Annotated in this window: 19 protein-coding genes; 13 read left to right on the top strand and 6 right to left on the bottom strand. The window is 55.9% G+C overall.

The features are described from left to right. The first annotated feature begins 77 nt into the window (after positions 1 to 77). The 5 genes from PN477_RS12430 (at position 78) to PN477_RS12410 (ending at position 3,812) form a co-directional block, all read left to right on the top strand. Positions 78 to 650: an alpha/beta hydrolase gene (locus PN477_RS12430; protein WP_272119915.1), complete on the top strand. Its 573-nt coding sequence runs from the start codon at positions 78 to 80 to the stop codon at positions 648 to 650. Between the two features lie 280 nt (positions 651 to 930). Beyond that, positions 931 to 1,230: an acylphosphatase gene (locus tag PN477_RS12425; RefSeq protein WP_417158803.1), complete on the top strand. Its 300-nt coding sequence runs from the start codon at positions 931 to 933 to the stop codon at positions 1,228 to 1,230. Positions 1,231 to 1,298: 68 nt separating this feature from the next. Further along, positions 1,299 to 2,210 carry a bifunctional riboflavin kinase/FAD synthetase gene (locus tag PN477_RS12420; protein WP_272119910.1) on the top strand — a complete coding sequence of 304 codons (912 nt, stop codon included), beginning with the start codon at positions 1,299 to 1,301 and terminating at the stop codon, positions 2,208 to 2,210. Positions 2,211 to 2,326: 116 nt separating this feature from the next. Next, the gene (locus tag PN477_RS12415) at positions 2,327 to 3,232 is read left to right on the top strand and encodes an AAA family ATPase (protein WP_417158805.1); all 906 of its coding nucleotides are present in this window, start codon (positions 2,327 to 2,329) and stop codon (positions 3,230 to 3,232) included. A 1-nt stretch (position 3,233) separates the two neighbouring features. Beyond that, on the top strand, positions 3,234 to 3,812 hold the full coding sequence (locus tag PN477_RS12410; protein ID WP_272119908.1) for a cytochrome C: 579 nt from the start codon (positions 3,234 to 3,236) through the stop codon (positions 3,810 to 3,812). Between the two features lie 59 nt (positions 3,813 to 3,871). Here PN477_RS12410 and PN477_RS12405 read toward each other — a convergent pair whose 3' ends face one another. Next, positions 3,872 to 4,063, bottom strand: a complete 192-nt coding sequence (locus tag PN477_RS12405; protein ID WP_272119907.1) for a hypothetical protein — start codon at positions 4,061 to 4,063, stop codon at positions 3,872 to 3,874. After that, positions 4,063 to 5,361, bottom strand: a complete 1,299-nt coding sequence (locus PN477_RS12400) for a homoserine dehydrogenase (RefSeq protein WP_272119906.1) — start codon at positions 5,359 to 5,361, stop codon at positions 4,063 to 4,065. Before PN477_RS12400 ends, PN477_RS12405 begins: the two co-directional genes overlap by 1 nt. A 190-nt stretch (positions 5,362 to 5,551) precedes the next feature. Between PN477_RS12400 and PN477_RS12395 the strand changes: the two genes are divergently transcribed. Both PN477_RS12395 and PN477_RS12390 read left to right on the top strand, forming a co-directional pair. Continuing rightward, on the top strand, positions 5,552 to 6,652 hold the full coding sequence (locus PN477_RS12395) for an agmatine deiminase family protein (protein ID WP_272119904.1): 1,101 nt from the start codon (positions 5,552 to 5,554) through the stop codon (positions 6,650 to 6,652). Positions 6,653 to 6,729: 77 nt separating this feature from the next. Next, complete coding sequence (locus PN477_RS12390; protein ID WP_272119902.1) at positions 6,730 to 7,722, top strand: adenylate/guanylate cyclase domain-containing protein; 993 nt, start codon at positions 6,730 to 6,732, stop codon at positions 7,720 to 7,722. Between the two features lie 369 nt (positions 7,723 to 8,091). Here the strand turns inward: PN477_RS12390 and PN477_RS12385 are convergent, their stop codons facing one another. Next, a complete protein-coding gene (locus tag PN477_RS12385; RefSeq protein WP_272119900.1) occupies positions 8,092 to 10,236 on the bottom strand; it encodes a tetratricopeptide repeat protein in 2,145 nt (714 codons plus the stop codon). 226 nt (positions 10,237 to 10,462) lie between these two features. Then, complete coding sequence (locus PN477_RS12380; RefSeq protein ID WP_272119898.1) at positions 10,463 to 10,969, bottom strand: hypothetical protein; 507 nt, start codon at positions 10,967 to 10,969, stop codon at positions 10,463 to 10,465. 236 nt (positions 10,970 to 11,205) lie between these two features. Between PN477_RS12380 and serA the strand changes: the two genes are divergently transcribed. The 5 genes from serA to PN477_RS12355 all read left to right on the top strand — a co-directional run bounded on the left by serA (position 11,206) and on the right by PN477_RS12355 (position 17,244). Next, on the top strand, positions 11,206 to 12,786 hold the full coding sequence (serA, locus tag PN477_RS12375; RefSeq protein ID WP_272119897.1) for a phosphoglycerate dehydrogenase: 1,581 nt from the start codon (positions 11,206 to 11,208) through the stop codon (positions 12,784 to 12,786). A 109-nt stretch (positions 12,787 to 12,895) separates the two neighbouring features. Continuing rightward, positions 12,896 to 13,819, top strand: a complete 924-nt coding sequence (prmA, locus tag PN477_RS12370) for a 50S ribosomal protein L11 methyltransferase (protein WP_272119896.1) — start codon at positions 12,896 to 12,898, stop codon at positions 13,817 to 13,819. 329 nt (positions 13,820 to 14,148) lie between these two features. Next, positions 14,149 to 15,225, top strand: a complete 1,077-nt coding sequence (locus PN477_RS12365) for a hypothetical protein (protein ID WP_272119895.1) — start codon at positions 14,149 to 14,151, stop codon at positions 15,223 to 15,225. A gap of 89 nt (positions 15,226 to 15,314) precedes the next feature. Then, positions 15,315 to 16,592, top strand: coding sequence for an adenosylhomocysteinase (gene ahcY, locus PN477_RS12360; RefSeq protein ID WP_272119893.1), 1,278 nt, complete (start codon positions 15,315 to 15,317; stop codon positions 16,590 to 16,592). 226 nt (positions 16,593 to 16,818) lie between these two features. Beyond that, positions 16,819 to 17,244 carry a hypothetical protein gene (locus tag PN477_RS12355; protein WP_272119891.1) on the top strand — a complete coding sequence of 142 codons (426 nt, stop codon included), beginning with the start codon at positions 16,819 to 16,821 and terminating at the stop codon, positions 17,242 to 17,244. On the opposite strand, the gene PN477_RS12350 is transcribed toward PN477_RS12355, so the two are convergent. Then, positions 17,231 to 19,435: a ComEC/Rec2 family competence protein gene (locus PN477_RS12350; RefSeq protein WP_272119889.1), complete on the bottom strand. Its 2,205-nt coding sequence runs from the start codon at positions 19,433 to 19,435 to the stop codon at positions 17,231 to 17,233. The two genes, PN477_RS12355 and PN477_RS12350, sit on opposite strands and share 14 nt — an antisense overlap. A gap of 46 nt (positions 19,436 to 19,481) precedes the next feature. Next, the gene (locus PN477_RS12345; RefSeq protein WP_272119887.1) at positions 19,482 to 20,333 is read right to left on the bottom strand and encodes an urease accessory protein UreD; all 852 of its coding nucleotides are present in this window, start codon (positions 20,331 to 20,333) and stop codon (positions 19,482 to 19,484) included. 55 nt (positions 20,334 to 20,388) lie between these two features. On the opposite strand from PN477_RS12345, the gene PN477_RS12340 reads away from it, so the two are divergent. Next, positions 20,389 to 20,775, top strand: coding sequence for a hypothetical protein (locus PN477_RS12340; protein ID WP_272119885.1), 387 nt, complete (start codon positions 20,389 to 20,391; stop codon positions 20,773 to 20,775). Positions 20,776 to 21,081 lie beyond the last annotated feature (306 nt).

The following is a 21,081-nucleotide window of genomic DNA, read 5'->3' as shown; positions in this document are numbered from 1 at the left end:
TCAGCCCCAGATCCATCGCTGACGTTCCTGGCTCACGCTGATCGCTCTTTTTTTCTACTTGGTTGAGGTTTTTTGTTATGGCGTTCTTCTCCCTTCGGACAATGGTGCAAACGGCGAGTCTGGCCACGGTCATCACCCTCGCAACCTTCCTGCCCAGCACGGCCGCCTATGCTGCGAAGGATATTGTTTTGACCTACGGTTTTCTGCGCCATTCGATCCCAGTGTCAGAGATTACCCGCTTTGCGGAAACGGGAAAACAATCCCCCTCCTTGGGATTATTGGTGAGCTTGAGCCAACAAGATCCTGCCCTGCTCCGGGAGGCTCTGAATCGGACTGTGCCGGTGAATTATCTTGTGCTGCAAGGCGCGTTGAACAGTTCCCACGGGGATAGTGTCTTAGCGGAAGCGGGCCAGGTGGTTCACCCGGATAGCCGTGAGGAAAGTGTGCCAGCATTGCGGGCGGCGATCGCCACCTCAGCCCAAGATAATCGGGTGTCCCTGTTAGAATTTTTTGAAAACTATCCCACCGACACGATGTATGTGGATGGCGAAAAATTGATGGAGGCGGTGCAGCGGGCGCGTCCGATGATTGAAGCGGCGGGCGACGGGATTGAAACCGTTGAAGATGTGCTTGGAGCCTTGGGGTTCTAACCCATGGGGAGCATCCCACTTTGGCACATCTAGATTGTATAGCCCTCATCCCCCAACCCCTTCTCCCAAGAAGGGAGAAAGGGAGACGGAGTCAGAAGTCCCTCGCCCCGCTTGGGAGAGGGATTTAGGGTGAGGGGTTCTAACCCATGGGTGTGCCGGCTGATGCGATCGCAGTGGAACTGGCAATGACCCGAACGATTTTTTGAAAGCCGCCCATGATACCGTACCGTAGATCTGAAATAGCCCTGTGGCTGTGGATCTATCCCTAAAATTGCCTCAAATGCCCATGAATTACTCATCACAACCCTCTGTTGTCCATGCCCATGTTTGGATTTCTGGCAAAGTGCAGGGGGTTGGCTATCGCTTTGCCACCGTCGCACGGGCGCAACAAGCGGGGCTACGGGGGTGGGTGCGCAATCTTAACGATCGCCGCGTTGAAGCTATTTTTGAGGGGCCGAAGGGGGCGGTGGAAAAGATGGTGGATTGGTGTCATTCGGGATCGGATGCGGCGATCGTGCAGCGGGTTGAGGTGGAATATCGGACGGTGCGGGGGCTTAACGGCTTTGAAGTGCGCTATTGAGGGTGGTATTTGCCGAGAGTTGAGATCCACTGTGAGGAAATGACGGCAATTGTGTCAAAATGTAAAGCGTGTGGATTACTTCTTCGACTCAACAAGCGTTAACCCCCACTGCTCTTGCCCTTGGCAATTTTGACGGCGTTCACCGAGGGCATCAGACCGTGATGGCCCCCATCGCTCGCCCGCAATTGGGCGAGAGTCCCTTGGTGTCTACGGTGGTGACCTTCGACCCCCATCCCCGCGAGTTTTTTTCGGGCGATCGCCGCCCCCTCCTCACCCCCTTAGCGGAAAAAGTCCAGCAGCTCGAAGCCTTTGGGATTGAACAATTGGTGCTGCTGCCCTTTACGGCCACATTGGCGCGGATGACTCCCCAGGCATTTGTAGACGAGATATTAATCGCCCAACTCCAGGCCCAACGGGTCAGCGTCGGGGCGGATTTTTGTTTTGGGCGCGATCGCAGCGGCACGGCGACGGCCTTACAAGCGATCGCCGCCGCCTCTGGTTGTGAGGTGCGGATTACCCCCCTCCATTGTCACGATACCGAACGGGTGAGCAGTTCCGGGATTCGCCAGGCCTTGGCGGCGGGGGATATGGCGATCGCCACCGCCGCCCTCGGTCGCCCCTACACCCTGCACGGCGTAGTCGTCCAAGGCCAACAACTGGGCCGCACCATCGGCTTCCCCACCGCCAACCTGCAAGTCCCCGACCAAAAGCTGCTGCCGCGCCACGGGGTCTATCGGGTGCGGGTGTCTAGTGCAGCGGGTCTGAGTAACCTAACCGGCGTGATGAATATCGGCTGTCGTCCCACGGTCTCCGGAACCAAGCCGACGATTGAAGTGCATTTACTTGACTGGTCGGGGGATCTCTACGGCGAAACCCTGGCGATCGCCATCGAAAAATTCATCCGCCCTGAACAAAAATTTCCCTCTCTCGATGCCCTCAAAGCGCAAATTGCAGCCGACTGCCAAGGGGCCCGGGTTTAAAAGCGGACAGAGACAAGCCTGAGCGGCCAGAAATTGGCGAAAACGTCCGTGTAGTTGTGCAAATCTTGCCCTAAACCCCTAAAATCCAAACCATGATTAGTCCTCCCTCTTCCGCTATGAGCGATCGCATCACCCGTCTTACCGAATCCCTCGCCCGCGTCATTGTCGGCAAAGATCACGCCATTCGCCTCGTGCTCACCGCCCTGATCAGCGGCGGCCATGCCCTCCTAGAAGATGTGCCCGGTGTCGGTAAAACCCTCCTCGCGAAATCCCTAGCGCGATCGATTAGCGGCAAATTCCAACGCATTCAATGCACCCCCGACCTGCTCCCCTCCGATGTGACGGGAACCAATATTTGGAACCCCAGCAGCCGCGAATTTGAATTTCTAGCGGGCCCCGCCTTCGCCAACATCCTCCTCGCCGACGAAATCAACCGAGCCACCCCCCGCACCCAATCCGCCCTCTTAGAAGTGATGGAAGAGGCCCAAGTCACGATCGACGGGGTGGCTCTCACCGTCCCCGCGCCCTTTTTCGTGATCGCCACCCAAAACCCCATCGAATACCAAGGGACGTTCCCCCTCCCCGAAGCCCAGATGGATCGCTTTACCCTCTCCCTGTCCTTGGGCTATCCCACGGAATCCGAAGAACTGGTGATGTTGCAGCGCCATCAAACCATGAGCATGACAACCCTCGAACCCTGCATCACCACCGAAGAAGTGCTCGAACTCCAAGCCCAAGCCCGTCAAGTCGCCGTGACCCCGGCGCTGCAACAGTATATGCTGAGGTTAGTCCGAGCCTCGCGATCGGATGCAGAGGTGGTTTTGGGGGTGAGTCCGCGTGGAACGGTGGCCCTCCAACGTGCGGCCCAGGCCTATGCCTTAATTGATCGGCGCGACTATACGCTGCCGGATGATGTCAAGGTGTTAGCGCCCTATGTATTGGCCCATCGGATGATTCCGGCGGGTGGAAAGCAGGCTAAGGTGATTATTGAACGATTGTTAGATACTGTGCCGGTGGATTGATATGCAAAGAATTCAAGGGATACGGCAATGGTTGGCGGGGGTATTGGTGCTATGCCTGGGGGCAGTGCTGGGGTTAGGGTTAGCGATCGCCCTCCATCCCCAACCCGTCCAAGCTGCGATCGACCCAACCAAATCCGTCGATCCTGTCCCTGAAGAATTAACCCTTGAACGGGATATCTACGTCGAACGCTGCGGCAGTTGCCATGTGGCTGTCCCACCGGCTTTATTGCCCCGTGAGCGGTGGGTGGAACTCCTCGAAAACCCGATGCAGCATTTTGGCGTGAACCTCCGTCGCAGCCAAGGCAATCTCCCCCCGATCTCGAATATTGACGTGCGCCTGATGTGGGACTACGTGCGCAACTTTTCCCGCCCCGCCGGGCGAGAAGAAACCCTCCCCTCGACCCTCTCCGCCTCGCGATTTTTCCGCGCCCTTCATCCCAAAGTCGGCGACTATTGCCGCCAAAATGAAGCGTTAAGCTGTCCGCCGACGGTATCGGTGCAAACCTGTGTTCTTTGTCACACCAACGCCCGCGCCTACGACTACCAAACCCTCGCGCCAGTGTGGGAGGATGCCCCTTAATGTCCGACCAAACCCCCAACTGAATTTAGGGTGTACATGATCAATCCCATCCCAACGCCTTAACCGTCGGGAAATTGCCAACAAGCGATCGCTTCTAGATCCCGACTGCCACAGATGCAAGGCCCATCACCATCGGAGGCGACCCATTCTTCGCCACAGGTGCGGCAATGGCAGAAAATGTTGTTGCGGTTGGCGCGGCGGATTTTGTCGCGCCATTGGTCGGTGAGATCGCAATCACTGGGTAATGGCATTACAACACCCGAAAAACACTAGCAATGTGAATATCGTCGATTTCTTCAAAGCCGTGAATCGCATCAAGGGCAGCATGAAAATCCCCTTCGCGCACGTCGTGAGTCACCACCACAACTTCGGCTTGATCCTGGTGGTAGCCGATTTGGACGATGGATTCTAGGCTCACATTATGGTCACCGAAGCACGTGCCGAGATGGCCGATCACCCCAGGGCGATCGCCACAGAGGAACCGTGCATAGAACCGAGTTTCCACTGCTTCAGTGGGGGTGATCGGGCAGTAGTCGGTGTGGGTGCAGGTGAGGAGGGGATGGAGGCCGTCTCCGAGTTTTTCGCTTTGGAGCAGGGCGGTGATGTTGAGCAGGTCAGCGGCGACGGCGCTGGCGGTGGCTCCTTTCCCGGCTCCGGGGCCGTAGAACATCACCTGACCGAGGGGATCGGCATCGACCAAGATCGCGTTAAATACACCGTTGACGCTGGCGAGGGGGTGGTGATTGGTGACGAGGGTGGGGCCGACGCGGAGGTGTAGGGAGTTTTGGGCGGTGCTCCATTGGGCGATCGCCAGCAGTTTAATTGTGAAGCCCAGTTGTTGAGCATAGGTAATATCCGCTGGACTGATGTTGCGAATCCCTTGGCGGTCGATGTCTTCGTAGCGGACTCGTCCCCCAAAGGCAAGGGAAGCGAGGATCGAAATTTTATCAGCCGCATCAAAGCCATCCACATCTGCGGTGGGGTCAGCTTCGGCATAGCCCAGGGCTTGGGCTTCGGCGAGTACGTCATCAAAGGCGGCTCCTTCGTTTTGCATCTGGGTGAGGATGTAGTTGGTTGTGCCGTTGATGATGCCGGTGACGCGCTCGATCCGGTTGCCGCCGAGGGATTGTTTGAGGGGTTGAATGATCGGAATCCCGCCGCCGACGGCGGCTTCGAGGAGAACATACACGCCTGCGGTTTGGGCGGCGGAGAAGATTTCGTCACCGTGGCGGGCGATGACGGCTTTGTTGGCGGTGACGATATGTTTACCGTGGGCGATCGCACTCAAAATCAATTCCCGCGCCCGTTCAACACCGCCGATTAATTCCACAATAATGTCAATTTCGGGGTCAGCGACGATCGCATCCAGGTTAGTGGTTAAAACACCGGGTTCAAAGTCCACCGTCCGGGGTTTGTTGAGGGCACGCACGCCGACCCGATGAATCCGAATATCCCTGAGCAGAGGACTCCGACCGTCGGGGTTGAGCAAAATCTCTGCTGTGCCTGTCCCCACGGTGCCCAGCCCTAATAGTCCGATATTGTATGTCACGTTCGTTAGTATCTCTATGATTGCTCTTGTTCTAGCCTAACGGCTTTTGGGAACGGCGATCTGCTCTCCGTTCGGATTTACAGCGCGGGGCAATGGGTCAACGGCACAGGGTTCACGGGGAGCGCAGGGGTTTTATCCTGGGCTTAACGTTTACGATCATCAAAATCAACCATCTCGACCTTTAACCCCCATGCCCATTAAACGCCGATCGCTCCTCCAAGGATTGATCACCGGTACAGGACTCGCGATCGCAGGACAGACGATGGGATGCCAACCTTCTACCGCCATCGAACCCACCTGGGTCATGCCCGACGAAACCGAACCCCATCGCCGCACCTGGATGAGCTTCGGAGCCCAACGCGCCATCTGGGGCAGCGACCTCCTGCCCGCTGTCCAAGATACCCTCGCGATGATCGCCAATGCGATCGCCGACTATGAACCCGTTGCCATGCTCGTCCGCCCCGCCGACCGGGCGATCGCTGCCCGTAAATGTAGCCGCGCGATTGAACTCATTACCGCCCCCCTCGATGATCTGTGGATGCGCGACATTGGCCCCGTCTTCGTGAAAAATGCCCAGGGTCAACTCGGCGGCATTGACTTCAACTTTAACGGCTGGGGTGGCAAACAAACCCACCGCAATGATGCCCGCGTCGCTCGCCGCGTCCTAGAGCATCTGGGGATGGATGCGATCGCCACCGATTTAGTCCTCGAAGGGGGCGGCATTGAAGTCGATGGCCAAGGCACGGCGATCATCACCGAAAGTTGTGTGCTCAACGCCAACCGGAACCCCGGCCTCGACAAAGCCACCTGCGAAGCCCAGTTAAAACCTCTGCTCGGACTGCGGAAAATCATCTGGCTACCGGGGATTCGGGGGCGCGATATGACCGATGGCCATACGGATTTTTATGCCCGCTTTGCCCAGCCCGGCATCGTCATCGCCGCCTATGACCCAGACCCCGATTCCTTTGACCATGCCGTCACCCGCCACCATCTCGACATCCTGCGCCGCGCCACCGATGCCGACGATCGCCCCCTCGAAGTGGTTGTGCTCGAAAGTCCCCAACAGATTCGCCCCACGTTTGATAATGACGACTTTGCCGCTGGGTATGTCAACTTTTACTGCGTCAACGGGGCGATCCTCGTGCCGGAATTTGGTGACGCGATCGCCGATCAACGGGCCCAAGGCATTCTCCAAGACCTCTTCCCCCAACGCGACATCCTGCAACTGAATATTGATGCGATCGCCGCTGGGGGTGGCGGCATCCACTGCACCACCCAACAAGAACCCTAAAGATGGCATTTTAAACATTCACCCGTACAATTAAAGGCCAAGACACCACCCACTTTTTCTTCTCTCCCATTGCCCGTATGAATTCGGGAATCCTTCCGTATCTGTTACTGCGCACTCCTACCGGCAAACGCTACTTGCCGTTGGTGGGTCGTAACCATTGGACAATTGGGCGGGGAGCGGAGAATAACTTTGTGATTCCGGATCGGTGGATTTCCCGGAATCACGCCATGTTGCAATATACCGAAACCGGCATTTTTTATCTGATTGATCTGGGCAGTCGCAACGGCACATTTATTAATGGGCGGCGGGTCAATGTGCCCGTGGTGCTCAAGAGTGGCGATCATGTCACCTTTGGTCAAAGTGAACTACGGTTTTTCTTTGGCAATACAACCACAGAGGCAACGGACTTACTCAGTGCCAAAGACACCCAAACCTCGGTGCTCCATGTGCGGCGCTTGATGTCGGTGCTGGTGGTGGATATTCGGAATTTTACGGTGTTGACGCGCAAGCTGGATGAAAAGATCCTCTCGAAATTAATCGGGGATTGGTTTCGGCAGGCGGGTCAGATTATCCGTGAATCGGGGAGTTGGGTGGATAAATATATTGGCGATGCGGTGATGTCGATCTGGTTCCATGGCGAGCAGGCGATCGCCAAAGATGATGTCCTCTCCATCTTCCAAGCCGTCAGCGACCTCAACAAAATGACCGCCGACCTCGGCAATCACTACACCTTACCCTTCCCCCTGCGAATTGGGGTGGGGATTAACACCGGCTACGCGATGGTAGGTAATACGGGAACGGGCGATCGCCCCGACTACACCGCGATCGGCGACACCGTCAACGCCGCCTTCCGCCTCGAATCCTGCACCAAACAAATTCACCGCGACATCGCCCTCGGCGAATCCACCTACAACTACCTCGCCGACCTCGGCCGCGCCCAACAACGTTTCAGCCAATACACCGTCACCCTCAAAGGCTACGAAACCCCCACCCTCACCTACGCCTCCACCTTTGAAGACCTCGACAACTTCCTCCTCGACAAACTCCTCTGGGACAACAACGTCATCTAACCAATTTTTTTGAGTTCTATAGCGATCCTAAATCAATCGGAGATCTTATCTCCTCATCAACAAGGGGCTTAAGCCCCTTGCCTGTTCATGAATCAAATAGGATTGCCATATCTCACTTTCCGCAGGTTGACAAAAAATAAAAAATCTGAAAGGGTGACAACATCACTAGAACTTAACTTTCCGCAAGTTGACATTTGATTTTTACTGTGAATTGCTAGGGGCAATCGCTCTTCTCTATCTCTCTTTTACTGTTCCTTTCTGCAATAGTGAATTCTAGGCGGCCAGTGAGTAAAAAATAAAAACTGTACCTCTGACAGGGATTGGGAAACCAGAACCGCAGAAGAATTCATGATTTCTGTTTCATTGGGGTTAGGATGCTGACTTTTCTGCTGGCGTTGGAACCACTTCGACTCGTGCAAATTTCAGGCCGGTTACCCCTTGTAAGGGTTCTACGGCTCCCATGATGCGATCGCAAGTGATCCAACCTTCGCGCTCTAGGTAGCGTAGATAATGTTGATATTCGAGCCATTCTGATTCTGTGGAATAGACGATGGTGAGCATACCGGGTTGGGTGATGCGGGCTTGATCTTGGGTGGAAATGGCTTTGTCAATGCGCTTTTTAACGATTTCGTAGCGGGTGTCACGAGTGCCCATCACGTCAAAGAGTTTTTCCGTTTGTTCGTCGTGGAAAATATCGACGGTGATATCCTGTACCAAAATTAAATGGGCCACTTGGAGAGGATTATCTTGCTCGTCGCGGAGGTTGAAACAGGTGCGGGCACAGTCACAAAGGGCGCGGAGTTGTTCATACCGCAGGCTGTGGAGATGGAATTGGGAAAATTGGGGATGGATGGCTTTGCCGAGGTAGATCATGTGGTCGATCCCGTCGGTGACTTCGGTGTCGCAGTAGTGGGGTAGGATGGTCTGCATTTGGGTTTGCCACTGTTCCCAGGTGTCGCGTAGATGGGCGGTGATTTGCTGTACGGTGCTGTCGTAGCGGGCGCGGGCGTGATAGATGCAATGGTGATCGTTGTTGCAGGCTTGTTCGTAGGTGGCGATCGCTTGCTTCACCGCTGGACTACATTGCTCGAAATAGTCAAAATAGGCTTCTACATGGTCGTGAAGATAGTCCAACGCGGTGACTTCGTCTTCCACTTTGATTCCTTCAGCGAGGCGATCGATTTGTAATTGTAGATCGGCCCGTACCTGTTGGAGAAAAGCGATCGCTTGGTTTTCAAGGACGCGATCGATAATCGCGATCGCTAAATTAAACTGCGCCAACAAATCCGCCTGAATCGCCCGATTCCGCTCATCGGAAGATCCGCGAATATCCGACATCCCATACATCGGATATAGGCCCCGAAAAACAATCTGCTCCGGCGGCAACCCCAAACTGCGCCGCTCCGCTTCCTGGGCAAAACGCCACTCCACCGCCGGATGTACCCGCATGAGTTTGTTTTGATTAGCCTGACGCAGGGCGGTACGGAAGGCGGGGATCAATTGTTCAGCGTAGGCGGCATCCAGTTGATCGTATTGGTGGGGTGTGGGACAGCCCAAAATCACCACCCCTAGCACCTGCTCCGACCCGCCTGTGCTCAGGGATTGCGACACCGGAATCAACAGCAGCGATCGACAGCCCCGCTCTAGCAAGATCTGCTCTAGGGGAGTGGGGCAATCGGCTTCGAGGTCGGGCACATTCCAGACGCGATGGGCTTGAATGGCTCGCAGGGCGTGGGCTTGTTCTAAATCCTTCAGGGTCAACGTTTCCAAGGGTTCAGCCTGCCCTTTACAAAAGAGGAACGGCTGCACCCGGTTTTGTTTCATGCTGAGGATGAGGGTGGTGGTGGCATGAAAAAGGGCGTGGAGCTTGTGCCCGACGCAGTGGAGATGTTCGGGATCAAAAACGGCACTGCCCACATCCACTAAGACATGATTGAGGCGGCGTAGGGTTTCCTGGGGGGTGATGTCGATGCCTTCCCACATGACATCCCCTTCGATCTGGTAGTTATTCCAGGCGATGCGGGTTTCGAGGTTGGTTTGGGAAAGGCTGGCGGGTTGGTGGAGATCAAGGTCGGCGAGTTCGTCGTAGGTGGGATCAATGCGGTGGGCGCGGAGGTGTTCCCAGCGGAACCAGCCTTGAATGTAGCGGGGTTTGGCATGGTGGGGGCTGTGGAGGGTGAAAATTTGCGGTTCGTCCCAAAGTCGCCAGTCTTGGGGGGCGATCGCCGCAATATCGCGCAAAATGAGGGGGAGCCGCAGCCGTCGTTGGAGAGATTGGCGATCGCGGGACGATTCCGGGGGGCAGAGGTCGAAGAAATTGAGCGATCGCGCCGCTAACTCTGTCGGATCTGTCGGTAACCCCGCCAACTGAGCCAAAGCCCCATTCACCGCCAAGAGTTCCCAGGTTTCCGAGTGGAGCGTTGCCGTCAACAGTTTACCTTGACCCGCCGCCGGGGTGGTTGGCTCCGTACCATTGCGTTCTGAAAAAATATCAAGCAGGTGAGGCTCAGTCATGGCGGGTTCACGGCGAGGGGATGGTTCGGCTTACGATTTAACTTTCATGACTAATTTTTAGCCAACAGAATCTTTTTTCACAAATTTCCTGTTCTCAGCCTACAAAATTTTTGAGATCTTGCCTGCACTGCGATCGCCCGCCGGAACTTCAACCGGTGACGCGATCAGACCGTTTCAGCCGCGCCCTCAGAACTCCGAGGCAAGGCCAGGAACCCCCTAGCCCTGCCTAGAGTTCAAAATAGCCCTGGATGTTTTCCGGCTGACACCCTTCGAGCACAGGGGTGGCCCGTTGTTGGATACTTTTCGACCCCTTCACCGCCACTAAATATTTACCCGCATTGAGGCGATTGCGATAGGGGAGCGCGTCGCCGCTGCCGGAGGAAATCCCAATCCCGCCGCCGACGAACACACTGCCCATTGCCCCGCCGATCGCCCCAAACAAACCCCCCAGAAGATGATTCCCCACTTCCCCCGCCCAGGCAAAGAGGTTGATATGGGTAATGGCATTGAAGGTAAAGCCCGCCGCAAACCCAAAGGGAACCAACCAGAAAGCCATCAGTCTGGCCTGTTCGCGGGCTTTCTGGTTGGGGTCAATCAGGCCAAACTCATCGGCACTTTTGTAGCCCCGGCCGAGAATGGTGACTTGATTCATCGGCAGCTTGGCCTGTTCGAGGGCGGTGTAGGCGGCTTCGGCGGTGATGCGATCGGGAAAGACAGCAATTAAATAGTTCATGGTCAGTCTGGTGTGGAGAGCAGGAGGGTGGATAGGGTTCACTCTTTCGTAGAATAACAGCGAACACCAAACTCCCTGCGGATTGAGGGGAAAATTTCGAGGTGCGATCGCCCCTAATCCGCCCAGTTGTGAATTCTTTCCCAAGCATCACCCGCAGTTCCCCGTTTCCCGATACAATGCCTACTGCAATGCTCCGTCCGTCGGCAGCGTTACAGATTTTCTTAACGTTATTTGTTATGGCTAAAGTCCTAGTATCTGACCCTATCGATCAAGCGGGGATCGATATCCTATCTCAAGTGGCCAAAGTCGATGTCAAAACGGGCTTACCCGTTGACGAACTGATTGCCATTATTCCGGAATATGACGCTTTGATGATTCGCTCCGGCACGAAAGTCACCAAAGCCGTGATCGATGCCGGGACACAACTTAAAATCATCGGCCGGGCAGGCGTGGGCGTGGACAATGTGGATATTCCCGCCGCCACCCGTCGCGGGATCGTCGTGGTGAACTCCCCCGAAGGCAACACCACCGCCGCCGCCGAGCACGCCCTCGCCATGATGTTATCCCTCTCGCGCCACATTCCCGCAGCCCATAGCTCCCTCAAGGCGGGCCGGTGGGAGCGGAAACGGTTTGTGGGGGCAGAGGTGTATAAAAAAACCTTGGGGGTTGTGGGGCTGGGTAAAATCGGCTCCCATGTGGCCACTGTGGGGAAAGCCTTGGGGATGAACCTGATTGCCTATGATCCCTTTATCTCTGCTGAACGCGCCGAACAACTGGGCTGCCGCTTGGTGGATCTTGACTTCATCTTCAAAGAAGCGGACTACATTACCCTCCACGTCCCCAAAACTCCAGAAACCACCAATCTCATTGGGCGCGATGCCTTAGGTCTCATGAAGCCTACCACCCGGATCATTAACTGTTCTCGCGGTGGGATTGTGGATGAGCAAGCCCTCTACGAAGCGTTAAAAGCAGGCACGATCGCAGGAGCCGCCCTCGATGTGTTCGACTCGGAACCCCTCGGAGAATCTCCCTTGCGAGACCTCGAAGAGCAGATCGTGATTACCCCCCACTTGGGCGCATCGACGGCAGAAGCACAGGTGAATGTAGCCATTGATGTGGCTGAACAGATTCGCGATGTGCTGCTAGGGTTACAGGCGCGATCGGCGGTGAACATTCCGGGGTTGAATCCCAACGTGATGGAAAAACTGAAACCCTATTTACAATTGGCGGAAACCCTGGGGAATCTCGTCGGGCAGTTGGCCGGCGGTCGGGTCGATCGCTTCAATGTGCGACTACAGGGGGATCTTGCCACGGCCCAAAGTCAGCCGATCGTGGTGGCTTCGCTCAAGGGTCTCCTCTCCCAAGCCCTGCGGGAGCGGGTGAACTATGTCAATGCCGCCATTGAGGCCAAAGAGCGCGGCATTCACGTCACGGAAACCAAGGATGCCTCTACGTCGGACTATTCCGGTGCGCTCCATCTGGAGGTGCGCGGTTCCTTGGGTGAGCATTCGGTGACGGGGGTGCTCCAATCCGATGGGGAAATTCGGGTGACGAATCTGGATGGATTTCCCCTCAACCTGCCTCCCAGTGGTCATATGCTGTTTACCCTCCACCGGGATATGCCGGGGATTATTGGTCAGATTGGCTCGATGTTGGGTAATTTCAATGTCAATATTGCCAGTATGCAGGTGGGGCGGAAAATTGTGCGCGGCAATGCCGTGATGGCCTTGAGTTTGGATGATCCGTTGCCGGATGGGTTGCTGACGGAAATCACCCAAATTGCGGGGATTGAAGATGCCTATACCGTCACTCTCTAGGGCCGCTGGTGGGATGTAATCCTGAGAATGGGGGGCGATCGCGCCCCTCCGGCCAGGGTTGAGGGGGATACTGGATGATGATGCCATGTTGATGTATTGAGGACAGTCCATGACAAACCGCTGGTGGGAACTACAAATTATTGGCCATCCGGCTGCTGAAGATGTGATCTTTTGGCGTTTAACGGAGTTCGGCTGTCAGGGGATGGCCACGGATTTAATTCCAACCCCACCGGAAGATCTGCCAACGCTAGGGACAGAACGAGCGTTACGGGTGCGGGCCTATCTGCCGGAAGCGACTGCCCACACATTGGATCTGTCGGCGCTCTCGATCTGGCTGCAACAGGATGCGATCGCGGCTGAAATCCTGCCCCCCAAAGTAACCTGGAGCTTGATCCGTGAAGAAGACTGGTCGAGCAGTTGGAAAGACCATTGGGAGATTCAGGAAATCGGAGATCGCTTCGTGATCTGCCCGGCTTGGCTGTCTGTTCCAGAGAGCGATCGGATTCCCCTCCGCCTCGATCCTGGCTCCGCCTTTGGGACAGGAACCCATGCCACCACCCAGCTTTGTCTTGAATCCCTCGAAATGCGCGAAGCGCAATGCACTCCGGAAACCGTCCTCGCTGACATTGGGTGCGGTTCCGGCATTTTATCGATCGGGGCAATCCTCCTCGGCGCAGGTCATGTCTACGCCGTGGATACCGATATCATGTCCGTCAAGGCCACGGTTGAAAATTGCAATCTCAACAACATCCCCTCAGAATGCTTAACCGTCAAACAGGGCAGCATTGACCTCGTGCAAGCGGGCCTAGACGACAGCTTAGACGGTTTGATGTGCAATATTCTGGCCGAAACCATCATGCCGATGATTCCCCAGATGGCGAACCTTGTGAAGCCGAAAGGCTGGGCGATTCTCAGCGGCATTCTCCTCGAACAAGCCCAAGAGGTGTCCGATGTCCTCGAAGCCCACGGCTGGATCATCGCTACCCTCTGGAAACGGGGCGAGTGGTGCTGCTTTAATGTGCGCCGGGGCTAGTGCAGCGTCAATGCCAAGAATTAGGATGTTTGTAGGGTGCTGTTAGCGAAGCGTAACGCACCGTCACGTTGAGCGTTGGACATTCAAGACAATCCGAATATTAAGTCTTGACTCTGTACTAGGCCGCCGTGAATGGGTACTGAATCTGTGAATATTTTCGACGTTTTGGAGTGAAACACCATCACCCCATGATAATGAAACTATCCTGCGCGTTTTGTTTGGACTGTTGTGCAGACAAAGTGTGAAGGGCATCAGAGGGCATCGGAATCAGGATTATGGATGGGGGATGAGCATCGCCCATCGTTGCTTTTTTGTCAGGCTGTGGTGTCATGAGTCCGAACCAAATCACGCAAATTGTCCCGACCTTAACGCCTGATGTGAGTGGGTTGGGGGACTATGCCTTGTTATTGGCGCAGGTGTTGCGCTCCGAGTTTGATCTCACGACCTATTTTGTGCTGGGAAATCCTGAATGGCGGGGGGATGTGGACGTGGATGGGTTTCCGGTGCAGAAAATTTTGCAGCGGAGTCGGGCGGGGCTGTTGGCGCAGTTGAATAGTTCGCCGATTGTGTTGCAGTACGAGGGCTATGGCTATGCGCGGCGGGGGTATCCGGCTTGGTTGTGGCAGGGGTTGCATCATTGGCAGGTAAAAACGGCCTCCTGCTGGGTGACGATCTTCCATGAGGTGTATCCCTACGATCATGGCCCTTTTTGGACGAGTTCCTTTTGGTTGTCGCCGTGGCAGCGGCATTTGGCGGGGCAACTGGTGCGGGGTAGTCATTACGCGCTGACGAGCAAAGAAAGTTATCGGCGACTGTTGTTGAAGTTGCGGCGCGATCGCAAGACTCCCATTGCCGCCTTGCCAGTCTGTAGCAATATTGGCGAACCCACCGGCCTAAGACCCTTGCGCGATCGCGCCCGTCGTCTCGTCGTCTTTGGCCATCCCAACAGCCGCCGTCTCGTCTATCATCGGGACTACGCCGCCCTTGCCCATGCCTGCCAAAGCTTCGGCATTACGGAACTGTGCGACATTGGCGTACCGATGGGGAACCCGATTCCGCCTTTGCCCAATGTGAAGGTGTTAGCGTTGGGCATTCTCGATCCGGCTCAGATTAGCGCGATCATGCAAGATGCGATCGCAGGCTTCATCAGTTTTATTCCCCCCGACTACCTCGCCAAATCCGGGGTCTTTGCCGCCTACTGTGCCCATGGTCTTCTGCCCATCTTGGCCCAACGCGGCAATAAACCCATGGACGGTTTGCTCATCGGTAAACACTACTGGGTGAGCAATCCCGGCCATAGTATTTCCCTCGCCACCGGCCAATGTATCGCTGACAACGCCCATGTCTGGTACTTTGGCCATCGGCTCAATGTCCATGCTCAAATGATCGCCCACGCCATTCGTTAAGGGGGTACGGTTTCACTCACTGCCACCGATGGAAAATTTTAGTTAAAATCGGCAAGACTGAATTACACCTTCTTTAGATCTTAAGTAGTATGACTGCAACCATAACGAAGCCTCAGTACGAGGTCAAAGATATTAATCTTGCTCCCCAAGGGAAAAAGCGCATTGAATGGGCTGGCCGTGAAATGCCAGTGCTGCGCCAAATTCAAGAGCGTTTTGCCAAAGAAACCCCCTTGGCGGGAATTCGCCTCGTCGCTTGTTGCCACGTCACTACTGAGACTGCACATTTGGCGATCGCCCTCAAAAATGCCGGTGCCGACGCAATTTTGATCGCTAGTAACCCCCTCTCCACCCAAGACGATGTCGCCGCCAGCCTCGTCGCCGACTACGGCATCCCCGTCTTTGCAATCAAAGGCGAAGACAACGCCACCTATCACCGCCACGTCCAAATCGCCCTCGATCATCGCCCCAACATCATCATCGACGACGGTAGCGACGTGACCGCCACCCTGATCAAAGAACGCCAAGACCAAATCAGTGAAATCATCGGCACCACCGAAGAAACCACCACCGGGATCGTCCGTCTCCTCGCCATGTTCAAAGACGGGGTCTTGACCTTCCCCGCCATGAATGTCAACGATGCCGACACCAAGCACTTCTTTGACAACCGCTACGGTACAGGTCAATCCACCCTCGACGGTGTGATCCGCGCCACCAATGTGCTCCTGGCGGGGAAAAATGTGGTTGTGGCTGGCTACGGCTGGTGTGGTAAAGGGGTGGCCATGCGGGCGAAAGGCATGGGTGCAAACGTGATCGTGACGGAAATCGACCCCACCCGTGCGATCGAAGCCGCCATGGATGGCTTCCGCGTCATGCCCATGGCCGAAGCGGCTCCCCAAGGCGACCTCTTCATCACCGTGACCGGCAACAAACATGTGATTCGTGCCGAACATTTCGAGGTGATGAAAGATGGCGCGATGGTCTGTAACTCTGGTCACTTTGACTTAGAAATCGACTTGGCGACCCTGAAAACCATGACCAACGAAGTCCTCGAAGCCCGGAACTTCACCCAAGAATACAAGCTCAAGACGGGTAAATCTGTCATCGTCCTCGGTGAAGGTCGCTTGGTGAACTTGGCCGCTGCCGAAGGTCACCCCAGCGCCGTGATGGACATGAGCTTCGCTAACCAAGCGATGGCTTGTGAATACTTGGTGAAAAATAAAGGCAAACTTGAACCCGGCCTCCACTCCATTCCCGCAGCGGTGGACAAAGAAATCGCCAGCCTCAAATTGGCCGCGATGAAGATCGCCATCGACAGTCTCACCCCCGACCAAGAAGAGTACATCAACTCCTGGACGGTGGGAACCTAAGCCGAGACAGACACCCCTGGAGCGTCAACCCGCTCCAGTGCATTCAGGGATACAGGCCATTCATGAACATTATTGATGGGCTGTGCGTCTAAATAGGGGAGGGGCGATCGCCTCTTCCCTGTTTTGTTTGATAGCGGTCTGATCCAATTGATCAACAGGTCTATGGTGTGCAAACTGGCGTTCAGGATCAGCCATTATTGAGATATCACGAGTTAGGAAACTCATCATGTTTAAGCACCTTATTCCCTCTGTTTTATTCTCTACGGCACTGCTGGGCACGGTGTTAACGGGTGCTGTGGATGCCCAAAATGCAGCCTGTGGATCGAGCACAAATGTGTTTGGCGGCCCATCCCAATGTGTGGGAACCTCTCAAAATAATGCCCTCAGTTGTAATGCAGTACCGACGAATCCGAGCCATCGCATCAGTTTAAGTAGCGCGATGGCGGTGGAAATTAGCGCCACGGCCAACGGCGGCAGTGGTCAACCGAGTTTGATGATTGTTGGCCCGGATGGGTGTTTTTATGCGATCGCCACTCGAAGCGGCGGCATGGCGAAAATCCCCGGCCTGTGGTCATCGGGGGAACATGCGATCTATGTGGGTGATGTGAATGGTGCTGCCAGCGCCTACACCCTGTCGATCACTCAAGACTGAGACTCGCTTGGGCGGTGCTCAAGCCTTGGTGTTGTGTCCATTGCACGAGGCCGGTGTTGCTCGTCCAAAGGATTTGAGTCTGGGGGGCGGTGATGGTCTGATCTGGCTCCGGTTCGCGGCGGCTGAGGATAATGCCCAGCGGGGCAGGCATTCGGGTGAACAGATCCGGGGTTAAGGCTGCTTCCGTGACAATGATCGCATCGGGCAGCGTCTCAAACTGGGGCCATTGCGATTGGGGGGCGAGGATCAAGAGCCAGGTTTGTTGTGGATGGTGGAGCCAGAGGAGCGAGCCATCGGCGTTAATGTTGGTGACGGTGGTAGACCGGAGTTGCAGGGCTTGATTCGGGGCGAGGGGTGCGATCGCGTTCAATCCTTCAGAATTTGCACTATTGCCATGACTGGCGGGCGGGGTTGCCCAGAGTTGCTTGAGGTTGCGATTGGTGGCCAGACTGGGTAGATTGGCGCGATCGCGCTCCCGCAGCAGCAGCACCGCATCCAAGGTATTCACCCCCGATTGCTGCAAGACCGGGGTCAGTTGATAGTCAATCACATCGCGATCGCCCGTTCCCACTAAGCCCACCGCTCCCCGATCTTGGATCAACAACACCGGATCAGGAGCCGTATCCAACAGCGTCCAATGGACAGCGATCGCCTGTTGATACCCCAAGGGAACCACCAACACCAAGAACCCCGCCAGAATCACCCCCCATCGCTTCCACTGCCGTAAGCCCGTACCGCACAGCATCGTCCACAGACCATACATCACCGCCACCTGCCACAGATCCACCGAACCCACTGCCCGCAAGCTTCCCGGCAACTGATAAAACCACGCCACAATTTCCCGCAACGCCAGCACGGGCCACCCCAGCAACATTGCGCCATAGGAACCCACCATCGGACTAATCAACGCCAAAACTCCACTGGCAAAGCCGCCGATACTAATGATCAAAATCAAAGGCGTGGTGATGATGTTGACAATAATGCTATAGGGCGAAACAGTTTTGAAATGGTATATCAAGAGCGGCAACGTCCACACCAACGCCCCGACGGGAACCGCAACGAGGGTGGCAACGGATGGCGGCACTCGTCCCCACTGAGCAAACCGATCCATCACCCAAGGGGTCACCAAAATTAACCCCACCGTTGCCATAAAACTGAGTTGAAACCCCACATCAACAATCCAGAGCGGATCGATGATCAGTAACACCGTTGCCGTGACGAGAATGAGACCGAGCGATCGCACCCGTCGCCCCGCCACCAACGCGATCAGACCCACCCCACCCATCAACGCTGCCCGCACCACCGATGCCTGAAACCCCGTCAAGCTCACGTAAATCAATAGCGTCATTACCCCCGCCACCAATTGCACCCATTGGGGCAATTTCCCCGTCACCCCCTTCACCATCCCCACCAACACCGACACATGAAACCCGGACGCGGCCAAGGTGTGGGCCAGCCCCACCTGAATAAATTGGGTTTGCACATCCACCGCCAAATCCACCGCCTTGCGCCCCAACACCATCCCCGCCACCAAAAACCCCGACGGACTCCCCAATCCTTCTACCAACGCCTTCACAATCCGTTGCCGAATTTGCCAGAGTCCCTTGGGTCGCTCCGTGGGTTCGCTCATCAGTTGCCCCGTAAAGCCGGTAAAAATCCCCTGTTGCCGCAGATAGTCCCGAAAATCAAAGCCGCCGGGAATGCTCGGAGGCGGTGGATCGTAGAGTTTGCCGAGGAGTTGCACCTGTTGACCGGGGACGAGGCCCGTGCCGTGCAGCAGGGGGATGGTGGCGTAGACTTTGCCGGCAATATTGCCGTTGCCGTTGAGTTGCTCCACTTGGAGAATGAGGCGGACTTTTTGCTTGCGGGTGAGGCGTGGGGGTTCGGTAATGCGACCGACGAGCACCACCTGTTTTCCGGCCAATTGGGCTTGGTGATAGTGAATATCTTGGGGGACGGGGTGGGGTTGGCTGAGGTGAACGTAGCCCACGGCCAGGGCGGCGATGAAACCAGCACTACACCAAACGCGCCAATCGGGGCCAGCCCGCCACCGGAAGGGCATGACGCGACTCAGAACCAAGCCGATGCTGATCCAAGCAAGAGCGATCGCACCGGGTGCGATCGGTAATTGTGCCCCCAAAACGCCGCTTAAATAGGCAATACACACCACTGCCCAAGCCAATCGACTCATTGGTTTAATCTCCCAAGATCTGACCGAATCTCAATTGAGGCGATGACTAGCCCCAGATTCGTAGTTTAAGGGGCGGGCGGTTGAGTTGCTGTTGTCGTAAATACTGCCAGAGTGTGATGAACCACTGCTTCACATCGGTGGTGGATGCGCCGCGATAGCGGGCGAGGAGGCCGTGGTGCTGGGTGGTGGTAAGACCAAATTCACCCTGGGGCGGTGGGGGAAGTTGGCGCAGGGTGTGGAGGAGTTCGGGGGTGATGGGTTGGCCAAACCAGAGGAAACTACCGATGATCGGCTGTTGGTTGAGGCTGTGGGGGTGGGTGACGGTGTCCATGCCGCCGGGTAAGCCTTGACGATCGCACCAGATCGGCACACCGTTTTGATACAGTTCCAGGTGCGATCGCCACATGCCCGTGAGAAACTGCTCACCCCGCGCCGTGCGACCAAAGCGTGTGATTTCCCAGCCCGCAAAGATCGCCCCCGGTTCGAGGTCTACCGCCATGGTTTGGCGATAGTTCGCCCCGTTAAACGCGATCGCCTCCTGGGGCAACCATTCCAACACCGCCCCCGGTTCCACCTGGGCGGTAATGCGGTGCTCTGCCTCCGGGCCATTGCTGCGGTAGAGTTTCGTGGCGGCGGCGGTGGTCAGGAGGGCGTGGCTTTGGGGGGCAAGGTGGATCTGTGTTGCAAGGCGATCGCCCCCGACGATGCCCCCAGCGGTATGGAGCATGACCGTGTGGCAACAGCGATCGCCTTCGGGATAGAGCGATCGCTGGACTTTGAGCGGCGCACGATGGTACGAGCGTTGTAAAACCGTTTTGCCTGCGATCGCACCATAGTCAAGCTCTAATTCCCCCTGCCAGCCCCCAGCGTCTACATCGTAAGGGTTTGTTACAATCATCTCCATATCCACTCAAAATTCTTTAAATAGGATTAAATAATCTGGTCATTCCCCCATGTTGCGCGATCTCCTCCCCTTTGTTATCCCCGTCGATACCGTCTTTCTAGCGGGTGCAGCCCTCTGGTCGCTCGCGCTCTACCTGAGTTTAACAACCCTGCGCCACTGGATTGAACACCAACTAACCCGTTGGTTTAACTTCGCCGATCGCTCCCTCTACATGTCCGCGAAAGACTTTGAAGCCTCCCGCCCCGCCCGCGAATCCTTCAACAGCTTATCCGCCGTCCTGATGACCTTAATTCCGTTCCTCGTGGGGGGTGTGGCGTGTCATTGGTTTGTGGAGTTGAGTTTGGGTCAGAGTTGGGGGGTCAGCGGCGGCATCCTCGCCTGTGTTGGCTGTGGCATTTACGAACTCGGACGACGCTCCACCAGTGATCCGAGTTGAACAAGCATTTAGCAGATTGCGAAAGGATGAGAACGCCACTTCCCCCTTTTTAGGGGGGATTGAGGGGGATCTTTGTACCTCAAGTTTATGAAAACCGCTATAGATGGCGTTCACCATAGCGATGCTTGTCATACTCCCGCACCTGCTTGCAGTTTTTGCGTGGAGAATTGACATCCTCACCGGGCTAAAGCCACAGTGATTCCTAAGATTCACATCTTAGGTTTCTGCTTCATAGCAACAGCCTCCACCCGCAAGGAGTTTATGGTCTTACGTTCGCTCCACAGACTATCCCCGCTAGCCCAGCGG

This window comes from Spirulina subsalsa CS-330 (genome assembly GCF_028330765.1).
Lineage (GTDB): Bacteria > Cyanobacteriota > Cyanobacteriia > Cyanobacteriales > Spirulinaceae > Spirulina > Spirulina subsalsa_A.
Note: the sequence above shows the minus strand (reverse complement) of the source record. Positions and strands in the feature narration are given on the sequence as shown.

Bases quoted from the DNA above. Each gene is read 5' to 3' on its own strand.
- PN477_RS12430 (WP_272119915.1), top strand. From the start codon at position 78: ATGGCGTTCTTCTCCCTTCGGACAATGGTGCAAACGGCGAGTCTGGCC.
- PN477_RS12395 (WP_272119904.1), top strand. From the start codon at position 5,552: ATGCCCATTAAACGCCGATCGCTCCTCCAAGGATTGATCACCGGTACA.
- PN477_RS12425 (WP_417158803.1), top strand. From the start codon at position 931: ATGCCCATGAATTACTCATCACAACCCTCTGTTGTCCATGCCCATGTT.
- PN477_RS12380 (WP_272119898.1), bottom strand. From the start codon at position 10,969: ATGAACTATTTAATTGCTGTCTTTCCCGATCGCATCACCGCCGAAGCC.
- PN477_RS12355 (WP_272119891.1), top strand. From the start codon at position 16,819: ATGTTTAAGCACCTTATTCCCTCTGTTTTATTCTCTACGGCACTGCTG.
- PN477_RS12350 (WP_272119889.1), bottom strand. From the start codon at position 19,435: ATGAGTCGATTGGCTTGGGCAGTGGTGTGTATTGCCTATTTAAGCGGC.
- ahcY (WP_272119893.1), top strand. From the start codon at position 15,315: ATGACTGCAACCATAACGAAGCCTCAGTACGAGGTCAAAGATATTAAT.
- PN477_RS12415 (WP_417158805.1), top strand. From the start codon at position 2,327: ATGAGCGATCGCATCACCCGTCTTACCGAATCCCTCGCCCGCGTCATT.
- PN477_RS12405 (WP_272119907.1), bottom strand. From the start codon at position 4,063: ATGCCATTACCCAGTGATTGCGATCTCACCGACCAATGGCGCGACAAA.
- PN477_RS12365 (WP_272119895.1), top strand. From the start codon at position 14,149: ATGAGTCCGAACCAAATCACGCAAATTGTCCCGACCTTAACGCCTGAT.
- prmA (WP_272119896.1), top strand. From the start codon at position 12,896: ATGACAAACCGCTGGTGGGAACTACAAATTATTGGCCATCCGGCTGCT.
- PN477_RS12385 (WP_272119900.1), bottom strand. From the start codon at position 10,236: ATGACTGAGCCTCACCTGCTTGATATTTTTTCAGAACGCAATGGTACG.
- serA (WP_272119897.1), top strand. From the start codon at position 11,206: ATGGCTAAAGTCCTAGTATCTGACCCTATCGATCAAGCGGGGATCGAT.
- PN477_RS12340 (WP_272119885.1), top strand. From the start codon at position 20,389: ATGTTGCGCGATCTCCTCCCCTTTGTTATCCCCGTCGATACCGTCTTT.
- PN477_RS12345 (WP_272119887.1), bottom strand. From the start codon at position 20,333: ATGATTGTAACAAACCCTTACGATGTAGACGCTGGGGGCTGGCAGGGG.
- PN477_RS12390 (WP_272119902.1), top strand. From the start codon at position 6,730: ATGAATTCGGGAATCCTTCCGTATCTGTTACTGCGCACTCCTACCGGC.
- PN477_RS12410 (WP_272119908.1), top strand. From the start codon at position 3,234: ATGCAAAGAATTCAAGGGATACGGCAATGGTTGGCGGGGGTATTGGTG.